The sequence below is a fragment of the Rhizobium sp. 2YAF20 genome, assembly GCF_052114685.1.
GTDB lineage: Bacteria > Pseudomonadota > Alphaproteobacteria > Rhizobiales > Rhizobiaceae > Rhizobium.
This window is the reverse complement of sequence record NZ_JBFRFF010000005.1, coordinates 25,975-45,414: the sequence shown is the minus strand read 5'-3', so window position 1 is coordinate 45,414 and position 19,440 is coordinate 25,975. Positions and strand designations below refer to the sequence as shown.

General features: G+C 60.4%; 21 protein-coding genes and 2 pseudogenes. 13 read left to right on the top strand and 10 right to left on the bottom strand.

All coding sequences use genetic code 11. From position 1 onward, the window contains the following. Nucleotides 1–48 precede the first annotated feature (48 nt). A complete protein-coding gene (gene coaBC / locus AB4Z52_RS09380) occupies nt 49–1,260 on the top strand; it encodes a bifunctional phosphopantothenoylcysteine decarboxylase/phosphopantothenate--cysteine ligase CoaBC (RefSeq protein WP_442217640.1) in 1,212 nt (403 codons plus the stop codon). On the opposite strand, the gene AB4Z52_RS09375 is transcribed toward coaBC, so the two are convergent. Continuing rightward, nucleotides 1,247–2,065 (bottom strand): class II glutamine amidotransferase, encoded by an 819-nt coding sequence (locus AB4Z52_RS09375; RefSeq protein ID WP_442217639.1) that lies wholly within the window; start codon nt 2,063–2,065, stop codon nt 1,247–1,249. The genes coaBC and AB4Z52_RS09375 overlap by 14 nt on opposite strands. Before the next feature lie 261 nt (nt 2,066–2,326). Between AB4Z52_RS09375 and AB4Z52_RS09370 the strand changes: the two genes are divergently transcribed. Next, a complete protein-coding gene (locus AB4Z52_RS09370; RefSeq protein ID WP_442217638.1) occupies nt 2,327–3,238 on the top strand; it encodes a pirin family protein in 912 nt (303 codons plus the stop codon). Nucleotides 3,239–3,346: 108 nt separating this feature from the next. Here the strand turns inward: AB4Z52_RS09370 and AB4Z52_RS09365 are convergent, their stop codons facing one another. Then, nucleotides 3,347–3,547 (bottom strand): hypothetical protein, encoded by a 201-nt coding sequence (locus AB4Z52_RS09365; protein ID WP_442217637.1) that lies wholly within the window; start codon nt 3,545–3,547, stop codon nt 3,347–3,349. Between the two features lie 16 nt (nt 3,548–3,563). Between AB4Z52_RS09365 and AB4Z52_RS09360 the strand changes: the two genes are divergently transcribed. The 7 genes from AB4Z52_RS09360 (at nt 3,564) to AB4Z52_RS09330 (ending at nt 10,808) form a co-directional block, all read left to right on the top strand. Next, nucleotides 3,564–4,835 carry a hypothetical protein gene (locus AB4Z52_RS09360; protein ID WP_442217636.1) on the top strand — a complete coding sequence of 424 codons (1,272 nt, stop codon included), beginning with the start codon at nt 3,564–3,566 and terminating at the stop codon, nt 4,833–4,835. Nucleotides 4,836–5,199: 364 nt separating this feature from the next. After that, entirely contained in the window at nt 5,200–5,781 is a 582-nt protein-coding gene (locus tag AB4Z52_RS09355) for a transglutaminase-like cysteine peptidase (RefSeq protein ID WP_442217854.1), read from the top strand. Between the two features lie 89 nt (nt 5,782–5,870). Further along, nucleotides 5,871–6,548, top strand: coding sequence for a FadR/GntR family transcriptional regulator (locus tag AB4Z52_RS09350; protein WP_442217635.1), 678 nt, complete (start codon nt 5,871–5,873; stop codon nt 6,546–6,548). Next, complete coding sequence (locus tag AB4Z52_RS09345) at nt 6,545–7,840, top strand: CynX/NimT family MFS transporter (RefSeq protein WP_442217634.1); 1,296 nt, start codon at nt 6,545–6,547, stop codon at nt 7,838–7,840. Before AB4Z52_RS09350 ends, AB4Z52_RS09345 begins: the two co-directional genes overlap by 4 nt. 91 nt (nt 7,841–7,931) lie before the next feature. Continuing rightward, entirely contained in the window at nt 7,932–8,726 is a 795-nt protein-coding gene (gene otsB / locus AB4Z52_RS09340) for a trehalose-phosphatase (RefSeq protein WP_442217633.1), read from the top strand. A gap of 41 nt (nt 8,727–8,767) precedes the next feature. Further along, entirely contained in the window at nt 8,768–10,141 is a 1,374-nt protein-coding gene (gene otsA / locus AB4Z52_RS09335; RefSeq protein ID WP_442217632.1) for an alpha,alpha-trehalose-phosphate synthase (UDP-forming), read from the top strand. 118 nt (nt 10,142–10,259) lie between these two features. Next, nucleotides 10,260–10,808: a sugar O-acetyltransferase gene (locus tag AB4Z52_RS09330; RefSeq protein ID WP_442217853.1), complete on the top strand. Its 549-nt coding sequence runs from the start codon at nt 10,260–10,262 to the stop codon at nt 10,806–10,808. Nucleotides 10,809–10,823: 15 nt separating this feature from the next. On the opposite strand, the gene AB4Z52_RS09325 is transcribed toward AB4Z52_RS09330, so the two are convergent. Continuing rightward, nucleotides 10,824–12,407: a peptide chain release factor 3 gene (locus AB4Z52_RS09325; RefSeq protein WP_442217631.1), complete on the bottom strand. Its 1,584-nt coding sequence runs from the start codon at nt 12,405–12,407 to the stop codon at nt 10,824–10,826. Nucleotides 12,408–12,495: 88 nt separating this feature from the next. Here AB4Z52_RS09325 and dut point away from each other — a divergent pair, with 88 nt between their 5' ends. The 3 genes from dut (at nt 12,496) to cysK (ending at nt 14,758) form a co-directional block, all read left to right on the top strand. After that, on the top strand, nt 12,496–12,966 hold the full coding sequence (dut, locus tag AB4Z52_RS09320; protein WP_442217630.1) for a dUTP diphosphatase: 471 nt from the start codon (nt 12,496–12,498) through the stop codon (nt 12,964–12,966). Nucleotides 12,967–13,041: 75 nt separating this feature from the next. Continuing rightward, nucleotides 13,042–13,659, top strand: coding sequence for a LysE family translocator (locus AB4Z52_RS09315; protein ID WP_442217629.1), 618 nt, complete (start codon nt 13,042–13,044; stop codon nt 13,657–13,659). A 130-nt stretch (nt 13,660–13,789) separates the two neighbouring features. Then, nucleotides 13,790–14,758, top strand: a complete 969-nt coding sequence (cysK, locus tag AB4Z52_RS09310) for a cysteine synthase A (protein WP_442217628.1) — start codon at nt 13,790–13,792, stop codon at nt 14,756–14,758. Between the two features lie 75 nt (nt 14,759–14,833). Here the strand turns inward: cysK and AB4Z52_RS09305 are convergent. The 3 genes and pseudogenes from AB4Z52_RS09305 to AB4Z52_RS09295 form a co-directional block, all read right to left on the bottom strand. Then, nucleotides 14,834–15,028, bottom strand: a pseudogene (locus AB4Z52_RS09305) (YifB family Mg chelatase-like AAA ATPase); the annotation flags it as partial. Further along, nucleotides 14,980–15,411, bottom strand: a complete 432-nt coding sequence (locus AB4Z52_RS09300; protein WP_442217870.1) for a hypothetical protein — start codon at nt 15,409–15,411, stop codon at nt 14,980–14,982. The pseudogene AB4Z52_RS09305 and the gene AB4Z52_RS09300, both read right to left, overlap by 49 nt. A gap of 250 nt (nt 15,412–15,661) precedes the next feature. Next, nucleotides 15,662–15,784 (bottom strand): sunset domain-containing protein, encoded by a 123-nt coding sequence (locus AB4Z52_RS09295; RefSeq protein WP_442217852.1) that lies wholly within the window; start codon nt 15,782–15,784, stop codon nt 15,662–15,664. Nucleotides 15,785–16,041: 257 nt separating this feature from the next. On the opposite strand from AB4Z52_RS09295, the gene AB4Z52_RS09290 reads away from it, so the two are divergent. Further along, entirely contained in the window at nt 16,042–16,257 is a 216-nt protein-coding gene (locus AB4Z52_RS09290; protein WP_442217627.1) for a hypothetical protein, read from the top strand. Between the two features lie 246 nt (nt 16,258–16,503). Here AB4Z52_RS09290 and AB4Z52_RS09285 read toward each other — a convergent pair whose 3' ends face one another. The 4 genes and pseudogenes from AB4Z52_RS09285 to AB4Z52_RS09270 form a co-directional block, all read right to left on the bottom strand. Further along, nucleotides 16,504–16,755, bottom strand: coding sequence for a GCG_CRPN prefix-to-repeats domain-containing protein (locus tag AB4Z52_RS09285; protein ID WP_442217626.1), 252 nt, complete (start codon nt 16,753–16,755; stop codon nt 16,504–16,506). Between the two features lie 786 nt (nt 16,756–17,541). Next, complete coding sequence (locus tag AB4Z52_RS09280) at nt 17,542–18,312, bottom strand: SDR family NAD(P)-dependent oxidoreductase (protein ID WP_442217851.1); 771 nt, start codon at nt 18,310–18,312, stop codon at nt 17,542–17,544. A 273-nt stretch (nt 18,313–18,585) separates the two neighbouring features. Further along, nucleotides 18,586–19,080 (bottom strand): SRPBCC family protein, encoded by a 495-nt coding sequence (locus tag AB4Z52_RS09275; protein WP_442217625.1) that lies wholly within the window; start codon nt 19,078–19,080, stop codon nt 18,586–18,588. Beyond that, a pseudogene (locus AB4Z52_RS09270) lies at nt 19,070–19,338 on the bottom strand (ArsR/SmtB family transcription factor); the annotation flags it as partial. The gene AB4Z52_RS09275 and the pseudogene AB4Z52_RS09270, both read right to left, overlap by 11 nt. Nucleotides 19,339–19,440 lie beyond the last annotated feature (102 nt).

Genomic DNA, 19,440 nt, shown 5'->3' with positions numbered 1-19,440 from the left:
CCAAAGGCTTAGGCTCAAATCTGGTCCAGCAGGCGACGGGTTCAGGCCATGGTTCTCTCGGGAAAGCGCATACTCCTCATCATTTCCGGCGGCATCGCGGCTTACAAGAGCCTCGATCTCATCCGGCGGTTGCGTGAGCGCGGCGCATCGGTTCGACCTGTCATGACGTCGGGGGCGCAGGAATTCATTACGCCGCTTGCCGTCGGCGCGCTTGCCGCCGACCATGTCTTTACCGATCTCTTTTCCCGGCAGGATGAGCAGGATATCGGCCATATCCGGCTGGCGCGCGACTGCGACCTCATTTTGATCGCTCCGGCGACCGCCGATCTCCTTGCCAAGATGGCAAATGGGCTCGCCGACGATCTCGCATCCACCATATTGCTCGCGACCGACCGCCCGGTGCTGGCCGCACCGGCAATGAACCCGAAAATGTGGTCGCATCCGGCAACGAAGCGCAATGTCGAGAGATTGAAGAGCGACGGCATCCGCTTCATCGGGCCGATGTCCGGCGAGATGGCAGAGAGCGGAGAGGCCGGCCGGGGCCGGATGGCCGAGCCGCTGGAGATCACGGCAACTGTGGAGACGCTGCTCGACGACGGTCCGAAGCCGCTCGTCGGCCGCAAGGCAATCGTCACCTCGGGGCCGACCCATGAACCGATCGACCCCGTGCGTTATATCGCCAACCGCTCCTCGGGCCGGCAGGGACACGCAATAGCCGCAGCACTCGCAGCTCTGGGCGCAGAGGTCACGCTGGTGTCCGGCCCCGTGGCGATCCCCGATCCCACCGGCGTCAACGTCATACATGTAGAGCGGGCCGAGGAGATGCGGGATGCAGTGCTTGCAGCACTTCCGGCTGATATCGCTGTCATGGTGGCGGCGGTTGCCGATTGGCGCGTCGCTTCGGCATCTGACCAGAAGCTGAAGAAGCATCCGGGCGAATCCATCCCAACGCTGGCGCTCACGGAGAATCCCGACATCCTGGCGACCATCGGTCATCACACGATGCGACCGACATTGGTTATTGGCTTTGCCGCCGAGACGCAGGATGTCGAAAGCTACGCGCGGGCCAAGCTCGATCGAAAGGGGGCCGACATGATCGTTGCTAACGATGTGTCGCCCTCGACCGGCGTCATGGGCGGGCTTCGCAACACGGTTAAGCTCGTCCGCCGCGATGGTGTGGAGCAATGGCCGGACCTTGCCAAGGAAGACGTGGCCTTACGGTTGGCGGCATTGATCGCCGATCGTTTCAGGCGGGGATAGCGATCGGCAAAGACCTGGCCGATATGCGCTTTTCCGGCTGGAACACAGCCACATCGACCCCTGACGCCGTGACCGTGACGGCGCTGCCGTTTGGAATTTCGGCCCAGCTATCGACGTCGTCGTTCAAGGGCTCGGAGACAAGGCAATAACCCTGGCCGCTGCCAAGGGGGGCCGCATAGAGCGTCGGAGCCTTGCTGTCGGTCGCATAGCGGATGGCGTAGAGCGCCTTGCCATCCGAAAAAGCAGCGGTGAAGCGCAGGAGCGCTGATCCGATATAATTTTCGGCCAGGCCTTCGACAAAGCTTATCGTTTCGGCCATCGCCGCCATCGGCGTCTGGCAAAGGCCAAACTGCAGCGCCAACAGGAAGAGCAGCTCGGAGTCCGTGGTGCCGGTACGGGCGTTGAACAGCTCGTCGTCGAGCATCGCCTCCATTGGTCGACGAAGGCGGTCGAAATTGGCGATCTGGCCGTTATGCATGAAGGACCAGTTGCCATGAACAAAGGGATGGCAATTGTCGCGCCGCGTGCCGCCGCCGGTCGCCGCGCGGACATGGGCGAGGAAGAGAGGCGAGCGGATCTGCCGCGCCAGGCTTTTCAGGTTGCAATCGGACCAGGCCGGCAAGATATCGCGATATCGTCCCGGCTCCGGCCGATCACCGTACCAGGCGATGCCGAAACCATCGCCGTTCGTCGCCGTCTTGGCGCGGGTGGCGCAATGGGATTGCTCGATCAGGGAATGGGCCGGCGAAGAAACGAGCTCCTCCAGATAGAGGGGATCTCCGCTATAGGCTGCCCAACGACACATGGTTCTCTCACTCCGCCTTCCCGCATTTCAGTCTCGCGGGAGAATGTCGAAATCAAGGACGATTGTTAGGCGGAATGGGTAATAAAGTCTTAATTTTCCACCTGTTGCCGTCAATCATGACAGATTCTTGAAGAGGCGTCCGATCACGATTTTGCAACGCAGCATGCTCTTTTGTGAACAGTGCGTTTCCGGCGCGCCGCTTCGCGACGGAGATGGGATGATTATATTGGCGTCAAGTGAACCCGCCGAGAGGACCCGCCCATGTCGATCCGCCCCGTAAAGCATCAAAGCATTGCCACGCCAACCATGGAGGGCGCCGGTGTCAAGCTGCACCGTGTCTTCGGTTTCGGCGATCCGTCGCTGACCGATCCGTTCCTGATGATGGACGATTTCCGCAACGACAATCCGAGCGAATATCTTAAGGGCTTTCCCTGGCATCCGCACCGTGGCATCGAGACCATCACCTATGTGCTGGCCGGCACCGTGGAGCATGGCGACAGCCTCGGCAACAAGGGCCAGCTCGGTGCCGGCGACATTCAATGGATGACCGCCGGGAGCGGCATCATGCACCAGGAGATGCCCAAGGGAGATTTTGCCGGCCGGATGCATGGTTTCCAGCTTTGGGCGAACTTGCCTTCATCGCTGAAGATGACCGCGCCGCGCTATCAGGACGTCAAGTCGACCGACATCCCCGTTGCCGTGGACGACGACGGCACTGCGGTCCGCATCATCTGTGGAAACTTCTGGGGCAAGGCCGGGCCCGTCGACGGCGTCGCTGCGGAGCCGATTTACCTTGATGTCTCCGTGCCACCCGGCGTCAGGAAGCGGTTGCCTGTCGACACCTATCGCAACGCGTTTGCCTATATCTTTGCCGGGTCTGGCACCTTCCGCGATGCGTCGAAACCGATCGGAGTGAAGGTGGAAAAGGAAGTCAACGGCGAGGAGCTGAACATCCGCGACATGTCCGGCAATCGCACGCTCGTCGTCTTCGACAGTGGTGACGAGATCACCGTCCAGGCGGGCGACAAAGGAATCCGCTTCCTGCTCGTCTCCGGCAAGCCGATCGAGGAGCCGGTTGCCTGGCACGGCCCGATCGTCATGAACAGCCGCGAAGAGATCATGCAGGCGATGAAGGAACTGCAGAACGGCACATTCATCAAAGCCGCTCATTGAAGTCATCCCTCATCGAACAACCCTAAGGCAAACGGCCCCGCACGAGGCGGGGCCATTCTTCGCTAGCACTCAGATACAAGGCGATAGCGAAATCTCACGACGTCTGGATCAGGCCTTAGTGACCCTTGCTCTTGTTGTCCCCATGGCCGCCGTCGCCGGAATTGCCGTCACCGCCTTTGCCCTTGCCATCGCCTGACTGACCGCCTTTGCCATTGTCGCCAGAGCCCTTGTAGTCGGGGTTGCCCTTGCCGCCATCGCCTTTTCCGTCTCCAGCGTCGGCCTTGCCCTTGCCGTCGTCACCCTTGGCATTGTCGCCACCATTATCATGGCCCTTGTTGTCACCCTTGCCGCCGTCGCCCTTCGCACCTTCGGAACCGTGATCGGAGCCCTTGCCATTGTCGCCGCCGTCATGGCCGCCCTTGCCATTATCGCCGCCTTTGCCGCCACCGTTGTCATGGCCCCTGCTATCGCCCTTGCCGCTATCGCCACCCTTCGAGCCGTCGTGGCCGTGGTCGGAGCCCTTGCCATTGTCGCCGGCATCATGGCCGCCCTTGCCATTATCGCCGCCTTTGCCGCCACCGTTGTCATGGCCCCTGCTATCGCCCTTGCCGCTATCGCCACCCTTCGAGCCGTCGTGGCCGTGGTCGGAGCCCTTGCCATTGTCGCCACCCTTACCGCCGCCATTGTCATGGCCTCGGTTGTCGCCATCGTGACCGTGGTCGCCTCGCCCGTCGCCACCGCGACCGTGATGATCGCCTTCGCCCGAGCTGCCCTTGCCGTTATGATCGGAACCCTTGCCGTCGTGGCCGTGATCATGTCCACGGCTGCCACCGTCGTGATCATGATCGCCTCGCCCTTCGCCACCTCGGCCGTGATGATCGCCTTCGCCCGAGTGGCCCTTGCCGCTATGATCGGAACCCCTGCCATCGTGACCTTTGCCGCCGCCGTGGTCGTGGCCTCGGCCATCGCCGCCCCGGCCGTGATGATCGCCTTCGCCCGAGTGGCCCTTGCCGTCATGGCCGTGGCCATCGTGACCGCCGCGGCCGTTGTGATCGCCGCCATCACCCTTGCCGTGATGGTCGCCTTTGCCGTGGTCATGCCCATGATCTCCCCGGCCATGGTGGTCACCGCCTTTGCCGTCACCGCCGTGATGGTCGCCGTGGTGATCGCCCTTTCCATCGTGACCATGCCCGTGGCCATGACCATGACCATGGTGATCGCCGCCGCCGTTGCCACCATCGCCGTCGCCGCCGCCGTTGCCGCCGTTGCCACCGTCGCCATTGCCGCCGGTGCCGCCGTCGCCGTTACCGCCGGTGCCGCCCGAATTGCCACCGTCGCCGGAGCCGCCGGAACCGCTTCCACCACTCGAACCGCCACTACCGCCCGAGTTGCTGCCGCTTCCGCTGCCGGAATTACTTCCGCCGTTGCCGGTACCGGAATTGCCGCTGCCACTCGTGCCGCTGCTAGAACTGGTGCCTGCAGATGCACTGCGATTGCCCTGCGAGCCGCCGTTGCTGCCGGCGTTCCGATCGCCGCGGGTGCCGGCCTCGCCGGTCGAATTGTTTGGATCAGAGATCGTTGCGGTCGGCAGGCATAAAGCTGCTTCGATCGATCCGACCGGCGCTTTACTGCAATCTACTACCGACTGAGCTCTTGTCAGGCTCGTTCCAGCAAGTAGAATAGCGAAACTTGCCGCCACCAATACTCCATACCGTGTCATTTCGCGACTCTCCCATTTCAGATTCTTGTAGTTTAAGATTTTGTTAATATGAACTTAACTCTACGTTAATTACAATAATCTTGATTGATGACCGCGTTGCCTTGCGTGCTAGTAAAAGCTCACGGATTATTACTTCTCGGATTAATCGCATTAATCCTTTCGCAACTATCAGCACCTAAAATGACTACCTAAGTCCGATTCGGAATACGTTTCCGACCACTTCGGGGAGCCGTTCATGCGTATTGCCGGTGTTTTTGCGTTCGCTTTTCTTGCTGTGATTAGTTCGAAAGAATCGAGCGCTGCGGCCTCGATGCTCGAAGCTACGCGCTCTATCGGCGCGCCGGTGGGCTTCGTGTCGGCATGCCATCGCTATTCCTGGTTATGCTCAGCTAGCTCGGGCCGGGAGATGTCGGATGCGGAAGCGCTGCCTTTGCTGAAGCGCATCAACGGCCACGTGAACGCAACGGTGACCTCGGCAGACGATATGAGCGTCTATGGGAAGCAGGATTTTTGGTCGCTTCCGACAGGCGGCCGCGGCGACTGTGAAGACTATGCGCTGCAGAAAAAGAAGGACCTGATCGACGCGGGGTTCAGATCCGACCGCCTGGCGATGACGGTCGTGCTTGATCGCAACGGGCGCAACCACGCCGTGCTGCTTGCCCGCCTGAAGGGCGGCGACTACGTCCTCGACAATCTCACTGGCGGCGTCCGATCCTGGGAAAGCACCGGCTATACCTTCCTGGCGCGACAGAGCTTTGAAAACCAGCGCGTATGGAAGGTCATCCTGGCCGGGCCTCGCGCACATCAATTCCAGGGATCCTGATCCGCTTTCCCGTCGCTGTAAGCGGCCTTGACTGCTTTCGCAGTCGAGGCTATTCATAAAGTCATCCGATGACTTTATGAATTAAATCCATGCAACCTCTTGCCAGAACAAATCTTGCGGAAAACGCCGTCGAGAGCATCCGCGCCGAGATTGTCGCCAAGCGGTGGGCGCTCGGCGAGCGGTTGCCGAACGAAGCCACGTTGTCGTTGATGCTTTCCGTCAGCCGCGGTACGGTGCGCGAAGCGGTCCGCGTGCTGGTCGCGCAGGGATATCTGGAAACGCGCCAGGGTTCAGGCACCTATCTTCGCTCCACGATCGATCATGCCCGTAGCTTGAGCATGGCGCGGCGGGCGAGCTTGCGCGACCGCTTCGAGGCGCGTTGCGCGCTCGATGTCGAGGCCGCGCGGCTTGCGGCCCTGCGGCAGACGCCCCAGGTCGTTGCAGGACTTCGCGCCCTGCTCCTGGAGCGCGGCAACCATGGCGACCATTCGCGTGAGGTGTTTGTCAGCCGAGATCTTGCCTTCCATACCGCCGTTATCGCCGCCTCGGGGAACAAGGCGATGATGGAGATCTACGATTTCTTTTCGACATCGATCCAGGAAACGATCGAGGCGACCTTACGCCGCGATGTGCCGGAACCCGACATGCAGGCGCATATAGACGTCGTCGATGCCATCGCGTCCGGCGATCCTGAAAAGGCGGACGCTGCAGTGCGCCGTTTCATGGCCCCCGTCATCGCCGCACTCGACCGATTGCTGCACTCATGACGCAACCCGTCTCGAATGCTCCCTTGCCTCTCGATTTCGCTGATCAGCAACTTATCGACGCTGAGGTCGACAGCACGCCGCCGCCTTCGCTCCCGGTGGCACGCGGGCTGATCGGCCGCCTTGTCCTCGGCGCCAGTCTGGTGCTCATCGCATTCAATTTGCGGCCGCTGTTTTCGAGCGCTTCAGCGCTTTTGCCGGAGGTGCGGACCGAGCTGGGGCTTTCGGCCACCGGTGCCAGCCTGCTGACAACTCTGCCGGTCGTTTGCCTCGGGTTGTTCTCGCCACTCGCCCCGCGGCTTGCCCAGCGCTTCGGCTCCGAAAGGACGCTTCTTGGCGTGCTTTTGCTGCTGGCACTCGGGACAGTCATGCGCGGCCTGCAATCCATACCCTTGCTTTTTGTTGGAACGGCGCTCGCCGGCGGCTGTATCGCGGTCGGAAACGTGCTGCTTCCGGGCCTGGTGAAACGGGATTTTGCCGACAGGGCAGCGCTGATGACCGGCTTTTACACCATGGCGCTGTGTGCCGGCGCTGCCGGGGCTGCCGGACTGACGCTCCCCGCCGAACGCCTGCTTGGAGGCTCGCTTGCCGCGGCTCTCGCCGTTTGGGCAGCACCTGCGCTTTTCGTCGCGCTCATATGGCTGCCGCAAGCCTTTGCCAGCAAGAAGGCCAGCGCGCGTGCAGGGTTTCGCGTCGAGGGCCTCTGGAAAGACCCGACTGCCTGGAAAGTCACTCTGTTCATGGGGTTGCAATCGGCTCTTGCTTATTGCGTGTTCGGCTGGCTCGTGCCCATCCTTCGGGAGCGTGGTATTGACGCGGTGACTGCTGGTGCGATCGTCTCGGTTTCGGTCATGACGCAAGCTGCCGCCTGCCTTGTCGCACCGCACCTTGCCATGCGCGGCAAAGACCAGCGTCTCATCAACGTTTCTCTCTGCGCTGCTGCGGTCACCGCGCTCTTCGGTCTCCTGTTCGCGCCGCTATCTACTGTCTGGATCTGGGCCGTTCTGCAGGGCATCGGCCAGGGAGGACTGATCGCGGTCGCGATGGTGGCGATCGTACTGCGCTCCCGTGATGCCCATGTCGCCGCGCATTTGTCCGGCATGGCGCAATGCGTCGGTTATCTGCTTGCGGCGCTCGGGCCGCTCATCGTCGGCCTCATTCGCGGCTGGACGGGCAGCTTTGCACCGAGCGCCATTCTTTTCGGCCTCCTCGGTCTTGGCGCAGCACTTGCCGGCTGGGGCGCGGGCAAGGCTCGCCATGTCGGCACGCGGACGGTGGAGTTAAAGGCGATCTGAGCTCGCAAAGAGGCCGATTTCCCAACCAATGTTTGCCGCAAGTGGTCGTTTTTGCCTTGCCCTTGGGAAGACGCGACATAGATAGGTCTCTATGTCTTACGATCTACCTCGCATGCAAAGTGACGGACCTCCGTCACCTTTTGAAGAGCTGGTGTTCGCTACGCTTTCGCAGCATCCCGATGACTGGGCCCTATTCCTCGACATCGATGGGACGCTTCTCGACCTGGCCGAAACGCCCGATTCGATCGTCGTTCCGCCGCAGCTTCCATTCGATCTGAGCGCCCTGTCGCAAAGGCTCGGCGGCGCTTTGGCGCTGGTGACGGGACGGTCGCTATCGTTCGTCGATCGGTTGTTTTCCCCGTTTCATTTCCCCGTCGCCGGCCTCCATGGTGCCGAGCGGCGAGATGCGGAAGGGTATGTCGCGCACGTGCCGATCCCGCTCGAGTTTCAGGAGATGAAGCGAGCAATGGCGCTTGAAGCCGAGTGCTTTCCTGGTGTTCTCATTGAAGACAAAGGGGCAGCGGTTGCTGCGCATTATCGCCTGGCTCCCGAATGCCAGGCTGATGTCGAGGCGATGATGCGGCGGTACTTCGCGCAAGTCGGCCCTGGTTGGGCGATGCAGCGTGGCAAGATGGTCATCGAGATAAGGCCTGCCAGGGCTGACAAAGGCCAGGCTGTCGAAGCCTTTCTGACTGAGGCGCCATTCAGGGGGCGCCGACCGCTTGCGATCGGCGACGACGTTACCGACGAAACCATGTTCCATGCCGTCAATCGCGTCGGCGGACAGTCGCTTCGCGTTGGTCCGCCCGGACCGGAAACGGATGCCCGCGGCGCTATCTCCTCGCCCGCAATTCTTCGCCTGGCGATCGCTGGATTGATCGCGTGAATTCGGGGCGCTGACCCGTTGCCCCTGAAAGGAAATTTCCCATGAGCCGTCTTGTCATCGTTTCCAATCGCGTACCTGTGCCGGAAAAGGGCGGCATCGTGCCGGCCGGCGGGCTTGCCGTTGCCCTGAAATCCGCTCTGGAGGAACGCGGTGGGATATGGATGGGCTGGTCGGGCAGATCGAGCGGCGACAGCGAGCCGGAACCGCTGTCGGTCACGCAGCAGGGCAAGATCGGCTACGCGCTCACTGACCTGACCGACAAGGACGTCGAGGAATACTACCATGGCTTTGCCAACCGGGTCCTCTGGCCGATCTGCCATTACAGGCTGGACCTTGCCGAATATGGCCGCAAGGAGATGGCGGGCTATTTCCGCGTCAACCGCTTCTTCGCCCATCGGCTCGCGCCGCTGATCGCGCCAGACGACGTTATCTGGGTCCATGACTACCATATGATACCGCTCGCCGCCGAACTGCGGCAGATGGGCCTCAAGAACAAGATCGGCTTCTTCCTGCACATCCCCTGGCCGCCGGCGGATGTCCTCTTCACCATGCCGGTGCACGAGGAGATCATGCGCGGGCTCTCGCATTACGATCTCGTCGGCTTCCAGACCGACCACGATCTTGAGAATTTCGCCGGTTGCCTGAGGCGCGAAGGGATCGGCGATGAGATCAGCCCCGGCAACTTCAGCTCGCATGGGCGGACATTTCGCGGTGGTGCCTATTCGATCAGCATCGAGACCTTGGCCTTCGCCGAGTTTGCCAAAAAGGCCTCGAGCAACATCATGGTTCGCCGGGCGCGGCAGAGCGTCGAGGGCCGCCAGTTGATTATTGGTGTAGACCGGCTGGATTATTCCAAGGGGCTCACCCAGCGCATCGATGCCTTTGAACGGTTCATCCTTGCCAATCCGGCGCAACAGGGCCGCGTCACCTATCTGCAGATCACCCCGAAATCCCGTTCCGAGGTGCCTGAATATGAGGCAATGCAGCGAATGGTGGCCGAACAGGCGGGCCAGGTGAACGGTGCCATCGGCACGGTCGATTGGGTGCCGATCCGCTATATCAATCGCTCGATCGGCCGCAATGTGCTGGCAGGCCTTTACAGATTGGCCGAGGTCGGGCTGGTGACGCCGCTGCGCGACGGGATGAACCTCGTCGCCAAGGAGTATGTTGCGGCGCAGGATCCGGAGAACCCTGGCGTTCTGGTTCTGTCGCGTTTTGCAGGCGCTGCCCGCGAGCTTCGCGGCGCCCTCCTGGTCAACCCCTATGATGTCGACGGGACCGCGAACGCAATCGCCCGGGCGCTTTCAATGCCGGTCGAAGAGCGCCGCCAACGGTGGGAGGGGATGATGGAGCACCTGCTCGAACATGACGTGCTGCGTTGGTGCGATGATTTCCTCACAGATTTGACCGCTTGAACGGCTGATGCTTTCGGCATGTTTGCACCTTGCAGGCGGGTAGTTTGCCGGTGCATGCTCGGCTCATAGATAGTGCTTTTGCGGAACACCGATCTTGATCGACAGCGAACGGAAGAAGATGGCGGCCGGGGAATGGTATTGTTGCCTCGACGCCGAACTCGATGCCTTGCGCGTGCAGGCACGGGACGCGGTGCATGCCCATAACACCCTGCCGCCACGACAACGCGGGAACATTGCGCCCGACCTAGCCGCGCTGTTTGCCGAGGTCGCCGCGGACGCCTTCATCGAAGCCCCCTTCCACTGCTCCTATGGCATGAATATCCATCTTGGCCGGCGGGTTTACCTCAATGCGGGCTGCATCATTCTCGATAGCGCAACGGTGCGGATCGGCGACGGGTCGATGCTCGGTCCCGCCGTTCAGATCTATTGTTCGGAACACCACAAGGATGCAGCGCTGAGGCAGGACGGGATTGAAATCGCCCGGCCGGTGGACATCGGCGAAAACGTATGGATCGGCGGCGGCGCCATCATCCTCGGCGGCGTCACGATCGGCTGCGGTGCGATCATCGGCGCCGGCGCGGTGGTCACTCGCGACGTTGCAGCGGGCGCAACTGTGATCGGCAATCCTGCAAGGCAGCATCGCCAGACGACCCCGCCAGATGACTGAGCGTCTTTCGACTAATCAAGCGGCCTTAACGGCGTGGTACTCCTTGATGGCGACCATTTTGATTGCCGGATAACGCTCGGCCTCGTAGCGCAACGAAAAGCCGTCTTGCGCGAGGAACACCGGATCGCCATCAAGATCGCGGGCAATATCGCCGCGGCGTGCGGTGACGAACTTGTCGAGTTCGCCGGCCTGCTCGGCAGACACCCAGCGGCAGACGGAAAACCGCGACATCTCGAACGAGACCGGCAGGCCATATTCGCCCTGAAGCCGCTCCTTCAGCACGTCCAACTGCAGTGCGCCGACGACGCCAACGATGGCGGGAGAACCGTCTTCCGGCGAAAACAGCTGGACGACGCCTTCCTCGGCCATCTGCTGCAAGGCCTCCTTCAGCTTCTTGGCCTTCATTGCGTCCTCAAGGCGGACGCGGCGGAGGATTTCCGGCGCGAAATTCGGCACGCCCTGAAAGACGAGATCTTCACCTTCCGTCAGTGTGTCGCCGATGCGCAGCGTGCCATGGTTGGGGATGCCGACGACATCACCCGCGAAGGCGGTGTCGGCGATGTGGCGCTGCGAGGCGAAGAAGAACTGCGGCGCCGACAGGCCCATCGGCTTGCCGGTGCGCGAAAGCCGCGCTTTCATGCCGCGCTCGAGCTTGCCCGAGCAGACGCGGACAAAGGCGATGCGGTCGCGGTGGTTCGGGTCCATGTTCGCCTGGATCTTGAAGACGAAGGCAGTCATCTTGTCGTCGGTTGCCTGCACCGTGCGCGTATCCGCGACCTGGGCTCGGGGCGACGGGGCGAATTCGCCGAGCGCATTGATGAGGTCGCGTACCCCGTAATTGCGCAGCGCCGAGCCGAAGAAGACCGGGGTCAGATGACCTTCGAGGAAAGCATCGCGATCGAATGGGCGGCAGGCGTCGCGGGCAAGCTCGAGCTCCTCGACGAAATGGTCGCGCTCGTTTTCGGGCAAGCGGCCGGCGATTGCCCGCGGTCCGTTGACGGGGGTGGTCTCAGCCTCGGTATCGGAGCTGCGAACCTCATTCTTTGCCAGATGATAGGTGCCGCTGAAGCTCTTTGCACGGCCGATCGGCCAAGTGATCGGCGCCGTATCCAGCGCCAGTTTCTGCTCGACCTCGTCGAGAATCTCGAAGGGATCGCGGCTCTCACGGTCCATCTTGTTGACGAAGGTGATGATCGGGATATCACGCAGGCGGCAGACCTCGAACAGCTTCAGCGTTCGCGGCTCGATACCCTTGGCGGCATCGATCACCATGACGGCGGCGTCGACGGCCGTCAGCGTCCTGTAGGTGTCGTCGGCGAAGTCTTCGTGACCTGGCGTATCCAGAAGGTTGAAGACGATATCGTCATATTCGAAGGTCATCACCGATGTGACGACCGAAATGCCGCGCTCGCGCTCGATCTTCATCCAGTCCGAACGGGTCTGGATCCGATCCTTCTTCGCCTTGACCTCGCCGGCAAGCTGAATGGCGCCGCCGAACAGCAGCAGCTTTTCGGTGAGCGTCGTCTTGCCCGCATCCGGATGCGAGATAATAGCAAATGTACGGCGGCGGGAGACCGCCTCGGCGAGACTTTCGGCCATGAGATTATCCTGTGAATTGCCGCGTATCTAACGATTTAAAGCGGATATTGCAATTGACCTCTGGCTCCAGCGCGCAAACTAATGCCGCATGACCATACACACCGACACACGCCCGACCCTCCACCTTATCCGGCTGGCACATGGCCAGGGGCTCGACCTTCCCGCCTATGAGACAAAGGGGGCAGCCGGAATGGATCTGCGCGCAGCCCTTAGCGGGGATGGACCGCTGACCATTGCGCCGGGGAAACGCGCGATGGTGCCGACCGGCCTGATCTTCGAAATTCCCGAGGGCTACGAAGGCCAGGTCCGCCCACGCTCAGGGCTTGCCTTCAAGCACGGCATCACCTGCCTCAACACACCAGGAACGATCGACAGCGATTATCGCGGTGAGGTCAAGGTGCTGCTGATCAACCTCGGAGAGGAGCCCTTCGAGATCACGCGCGGTATGCGGATTGCCCAGATGGTGATTGCCCCGGTGATCCAGGTGCACGTCACCGAGATCGCAGAGCGAACCGAAACAGCACGCGGCGCGGGTGGGTTTGGCTCCACGGGAGTGTGAGACAGCCGACCCGGGCGATATTGCAGCTTGTCGCCGCCGCGGCTAGAACAGCAGACAACCGGGGAGGAACAGACCATGACGCTCACGAGCCTGTTTGCCTATTGCGGCGCGCTGTTCATTGCAGCTGCGATCCCAGGGCCCGGCATTACGGCGATCGTAGCCCGGGCTCTCGGCTCCGGCCTTCGCGAGACTTTCTTCATGGGACTGGGGCTGGTTCTCGGGGACATGACCTACCTGACCGCCGTCATCCTAGGCCTTGCCTTCGTGGCGCAGACCTTTACCGAAGTCTTTGTCGTCATCAAGATCGCTGGCGCGATCTACCTCGGCTACATCGCCTGGAAACTCTGGACTGCCGGCCTTTTGCCCCAGGAGATCGCGGCGAGGAAATCGTCGGGCATCGGCATGTCGTTTCTGTCGGGCCTGCTCGTGACCCTTGGCAATCCCAAGACCATGCTGTTCTACATCGCGCTGGTCCCGACGCTGATCGACATCAAAGCCGTCGGCCCCCGCGAATACGCGGTGCTCCTTGCCGCGACGTTTGCGGTGCTCCTTACCGTCCTCGTGCCCTACATGATGCTGGCATCGCGAGTCCGGACGCTTTTGAAGAGGCCACGCGCATTGCAGATATTGAACCGGGCGGCCGCGACCGTTCTTGCCGGCACCGCCGCCTTCATCGCAACGCGTACGGCTTGAAATAACCTTCTGCGCTTTGTCAGTTGCGAAGATTTTTTTCCCAATCGCCTCCCGCCGGTTGGAGCAACGCATACTGGCTTACGCCAGGGTTTAACCCTATTCTGCCGCAGATTTAAAAAGGGAGAGCACAATGTCCGACACACGCAAACCTGGCCGCGGCCGTATTTACGGTTCGATCACCGAAACGATCGGCGACACGCCGATCGTACGCCTCGACAAGCTGGCCAAGGAGAAGGGCGTCAAGGCGAACCTTCTGGCGAAGCTCGAATTCTTCAACCCGATCGCCTCGGTCAAGGACCGCATCGGCGTTGCGATGATCGAGAGCCTCGAAGCGCAGGGCAAGATCAGCCCCGGCAAAACCACGCTGATCGAGCCGACTTCGGGCAACACAGGTATCGCGCTCGCCTTCGCGGCTGCAGCCAAGGGCTACAAACTTATCCTAACCATGCCGGAGACCATGTCGATCGAGCGCCGCAAGATGCTGGCTTTGCTCGGCGCCGAACTCGTTTTGACCGAAGGAGCGAAGGGCATGAAGGGTGCGATTGCCAAGGCCGAGGAGCTGGCCGCGAGCCTGCCGGACGCCGTCATACCGCAGCAATTCGAAAACCCAGCCAATCCCGAGATCCACCGCAAGACGACGGCCGAGGAAATCTGGAACGACACCGACGGCAGCGTCGACATCCTCGTATCAGGCATCGGTACCGGCGGAACGATCACCGGCGCCGGCCAGGTCTTGAAGGCCAGGAAGCCGGGCCTCAAGGTCATTGCCGTCGAGCCCGCCGAATCTCCCGTTCTTTCGGGTGGCGCACCCGGTCCGCACAAGATCCAGGGCATCGGTGCGGGATTTGCGCCTGCGATCCTCGACACCAAGATCTATGACGAGGTCGTCACGGTCACGAGCGCAGAAGCGATCGAAATGGCGCGGCACGTTGCCCGTCTCGAAGGGGTACCGGTCGGCATTTCCTCCGGCGCTGCCCTATTCGCAGCAATCAAGATCGGCAGCCGCGAAGAAAACGCCGGCAAGAACATCGTCGTCATCATTCCGTCCTTCGCCGAACGCTATCTTTCGACCGTTCTTTTCGACGGCCTGGGCGGCTGAACTAGTTTATCTTGACAAACATCCGAGGGGCGCTGCGGCGCCTCTCGTCGTTTGGCGAGATCACCCCGATCAAACTCAGGCGGCAGCGTTCAGCCGCTCACCTGCGATGCGATAGGAGATCGCTTCGGCGAGATGGATTCGACCAACCATCTGCTTGTCGTCGAGACCCGCCAACGCGCGCGCCACCTTCAGCACCCTGTGATAGCCACGCGCCGAAAACTTCATTTTTTTTGCGGCATCGCGCAGCAATCGCGGGCCTGTCGCATCCGGTATCGATCTCCGGACAACGTCATCCTTAGTGGCGTAATCATTTCTAAAGAAGAGGACGCAGCCGAAATTGTCAGCCTTGTCGAAAGCTGCAAATTTAATGGCCCGCTCAAAATGCAAGTCTGCCACGGCTCTTTAGCGGTTCGGGATTGGATGGACTCTATTTTGTCATCCAGACACCCGCCTACGACATCGTGCCAACCTTCCTCTATGGCGACCACGACATGGCGCTCGAATTCGGTGGAGCGAAAGATCCAAATCTTATCGATCTGAAGACGTTCGAACGGGCGGCCGGCCATCTCAGGGTGGATCGAAAGGTACTTACCAATCAGGTAAAAGAGACAGTGGAACAGGCCCTCGATACATGGCCACTGCTGACCAAGCATGCACCAATCACCACAAGATGCAGGCGAACTTGGGGGAAAGACTGCATGCGCTGTCGCTCGCAAGGGAGGTCATGGATAAGTTGTCACTTGGCATTTAATTGGGGTCTGACAGCTATGTGCTCATCGCTATCCGAATTGAGGAGATGGCTTTGTTGGAAAGCGTCTTCGCGTCTCTGATCACCGGCACGTGCATATCTCCAAAAGAGGCGGACGTTGTATACTCGGTGCCAATATCGTAGCGTTTGTAGCTCTAGACCTTTGATTTGCGCCATCTGACAGCTTGCGCCTCGACTTCAGAGCAGAACCACCGCTCACCGTGTGCCAGCGAGATTCTGGTCGCGGAGTAATATGCATGACCAGGAATGTGGTAGATTCGCTCACCGGTAGCGATGCTGATGTTGTCCTTGATGCTGCAAGAACTCGGGGCTACCGATCCAGGCGTCAGCGTGAAAGGACCGGAAGCGAGAAATGCACCGACGAGTATTACCAGCCCCAGGATACTTGAACATATCGCCGCTCCCCATTTAAGCGGTTGTATTGGATAAGTATTGCTCTCAACTGATTAGTCAGGATCAAAATTTAACCATTGGTAGTCCCGCATTCAATTCACTAAACGCCGAAGGCAAAGCCATGCACAAATTCACAGTCACCGCCACCCAAGAGATTCAAGCCGACACCGCTGAAGAGGCCGCCCTGCTCATGTACCAACAGTTGAGCAAGGGGCCGGCCCCGATCTATTATTCGGTCACGGATGAGACAAACGTGACAACCGATCTAATACTAGACCGGGAGAAGGCAGATGAATTCGCAGGCGTCGATCACACCGCAGATCCTGGCAACTGGTAAGCAGGCTAGTATCGGCCCATGTGAGGTCCGCGCAGGTAAACCGCCGCCCTCTTCGTAAATTAGGCAGGTGGCACGCGCAAACCGGACACGCCGCATTCTGCATTGTAAGGTGGACTAATTTCCACGTTCGAGACGTCGTTTGACGGCGGCTTAAGGTTCTCTACGCTCAAGCCGCCGTGCTGGCGTAGGTCCCAAATGCACCAATTGCCGAAGCTCGTGGTTTTCCAGTTCGCGCCAGAAGCTCAGTTAGCGATAACGCCAGCCACCGCCATGGTAATAACGATGGCCCCAGTACCGGCGACCATCCCAATAGCCCCTTCCATGATAGTAACCTCCAACTGCGGGTCCGGGGACTACCACCACAGCGGGGCGATTTGGGCGGCAATAACCGTTCGGGCCGCGGTGAAAACCACCACCACAACCCTGCATAGCATCTGCAGACGAAGCTGCTAGCAATACAGCCGCAGCCGCACATGCAATTAGAAATGACTTCTTCATGTTCACCCTCTCATTTATGGCTCATGCGAGCGCCTTGAAGCACTAAGTTGAATGGAGACTTTAAGCGATTGCCAAGATAATTTTCTGGACCGTCAACCCCGAGCCTGCGTCGGAACTGACGCTTCAGCATAACGACCGACCCACTGTTAAGTTCCTCATCATTCGCGCATGATCTGCAGGCGACGACCAGGTTACTCAACCTGCCTCCCAATAGAAACCGGGAACATCGCTGATAGTGTGACGTAGGCTGGACACCCGTCACCGAGCATAAGCTGATACGCGCTTGCCCTATCAACGCCCGCTTAGGGCCGACTATTGCCGCTGACCAGCTTCTCCTTCGCGCCATGTATGGACGGTTTGGCAAGAGTTTTGTCGACTTTTTTGCACATTGCGGGTCGGAGCTGCCATGTGTCCTGCCTTTTGATGCGGCTCAGAACGAGGCCGTTGGCCATAATGCTCTCCGCGGATCGGATCCCGGACAATTGCACGCGCTCGAAGCGCTTGGCGCGAGGGCTTTGGCAAGTCGAGAGTGTTCTGCTGCGCCACGGACCGTTTCTCATCGAGGCGGTGATCTGATTCACGGGAAATGTCGAGCATGCTCGATCGCGTAGTTGACTGCGGTCTTAAATGCTCCAGAAGCGGGCCATTGGTATTGTTCTCCGGGTAATGCTGATCGAAATCTGGATCGCCATCGCCACCGCTTTGCTGATGAAGTATGGCGATCTTTATGCGGAGAAATCATCGTTCTCGTCTGCATGAGACTTGCGCTGAAGGAGTGCCTAGGCCTCAGGCGACGGACCATCCACCGTCCACAAGCAGGTTCGCGCCGGTGATTAGGCTCGCAGCCGGTGATGCGAGGAAGACTACGGCACCCACCACATCATCGGTTTCACCGATCCGGCCGAGTGGAATGTGATCGAGCGTCGCTTTGCGATTGTCGTCATCGGATAAGAAAGGTGCTGTACCATCCGTGTGGATGAACGTCGGCGATACTGTATTTACGGTGACGTTATAGCGCGCCCATTCTGCTGCAAGGCAGCGTGTGAGGTGATTAATTGCCGCCTTGCTCATGCAATAGATTGCCTCGCCGCGCAGTGCCACGGTACCGGCCTGTGAGCTGATGTTGATGATCCGGCTGCCATTGCGCTTGATCATTTGACGGCCTACGGCCTGCGTGATCAGAAAAGTGCCCTTGATGTTGACATCGAGTATTTCGTCAAGGTCCTTCTCCTCAACGAGTTCTGCGAGATTGCCCGGAGCCACGCCGACATTATTGACGAGGACGTCTATCCGACCGAACGTAGTAAGCGCCGCGTCGACGGCTTGTGCGATGTGGGCCTTATTGGGAATATCCAGTACAACAGGGAGAACTTTTCGCCCCGCACCCTCGAGTTCGGCAACCAGGCCCGCCGACGCTGCGACATCACGGACCCCCAAAACAATATCGGATCCCGCTGCGGCACAGGCAAGTGCGCAAGCTCTACCGATGCCACGGCTCGCTCCCGTTATGAAAGTCACCCTGTCCGCAAGGCTGAAGTCCGGCGCATTCTTCTGCATCATGATGCCTCCCTCGATGAAGCTCATTTATGGCAGCGTCGACGTGCTGATGCCAGATGTTCTGCGCATGCTGAGTAGGATCTCTTTGACCCGTGGGCGGTTCTCGGGCGTCTCTTGACTCTGCTTGGCCAGCCCGAGCTTCAGATCTGCTTTGGGCGGGAAGCGGAAATCAAACTAGCCTCGAATAGCGGACTTCAGGAAGCAGTCACGCTGCGCCAATTCCCTGTTTCGTCCCTGTTTTAGGCATGGCCTATTGAGTTGAACGCTTGGCTGTCACACGCTCGCGCCCAAGGCGATGAGAAGTGCATCCAACTGCTCGAACTGCTCGGGCATCGCATCTTCCATGCCGACGAAAGCATCGTCGAGCGCTGTCTTCGAGGAAAAGAGTTCTTGCAGGACCAGCAGGGTCCTGCCGTCCTCTTCTTCCTCGAAGGTCACAGTCGTGACGGCGGCGTCATTGCTTTCGTCATTGGTCCAGACGAGGCGCCAAGGCGGCGACACTTCGAGATACTTGCCGAAGAAGGCCATGGAGGCCGAGGCGTCGTCTCCGAACGCGATGCGATAGCTGCCCCCGGTGCGAACATCCATCTCGCAGGAAAGCAGGGGGATGCAGCTCGACTTCGGCGCCCACCACAGCTTGAACAGCTCGGGCTTGGTCCACGCGTCGAACACGAGGCGAACCGGGCCGTTGAAGGTGCGTGTCACGACGAGCTCGCGCTCGGACCTCCGTTCGACCGCCGTGGGGCCATTCCTTGATCTGCCACCCATCGACTTTCTCCTTCCGCTTTAGGGCCCGAGGACTTCGTCGAGCGCGTCGAAGCGTGCGCTCCAGATCTGGCGGCGCGCTTCGATCCAGGCCGCCTCTTCTTCGAGCCCGCGCAGGCCGAGCCTGCAGGTCCGCACACGCCCGACCTTCTCCGTCGTAACCAGCCCCGCCTGCTCCAAGACGCCGACGTGCTTCTTCATGCCCGTGAGGGTCATGTGGAACTGCTCTGCAAGCTCCGTGATCGAAGCATCCGCACTCCCGCCCACGCCAACGCCCGGATGAGCGCTTCTTAGGAATCGCCAGGAAATGACCAACCCTATTGGGGCGGAGCGATTGAATTGACCAAGCCCGTTGGAGGTTTT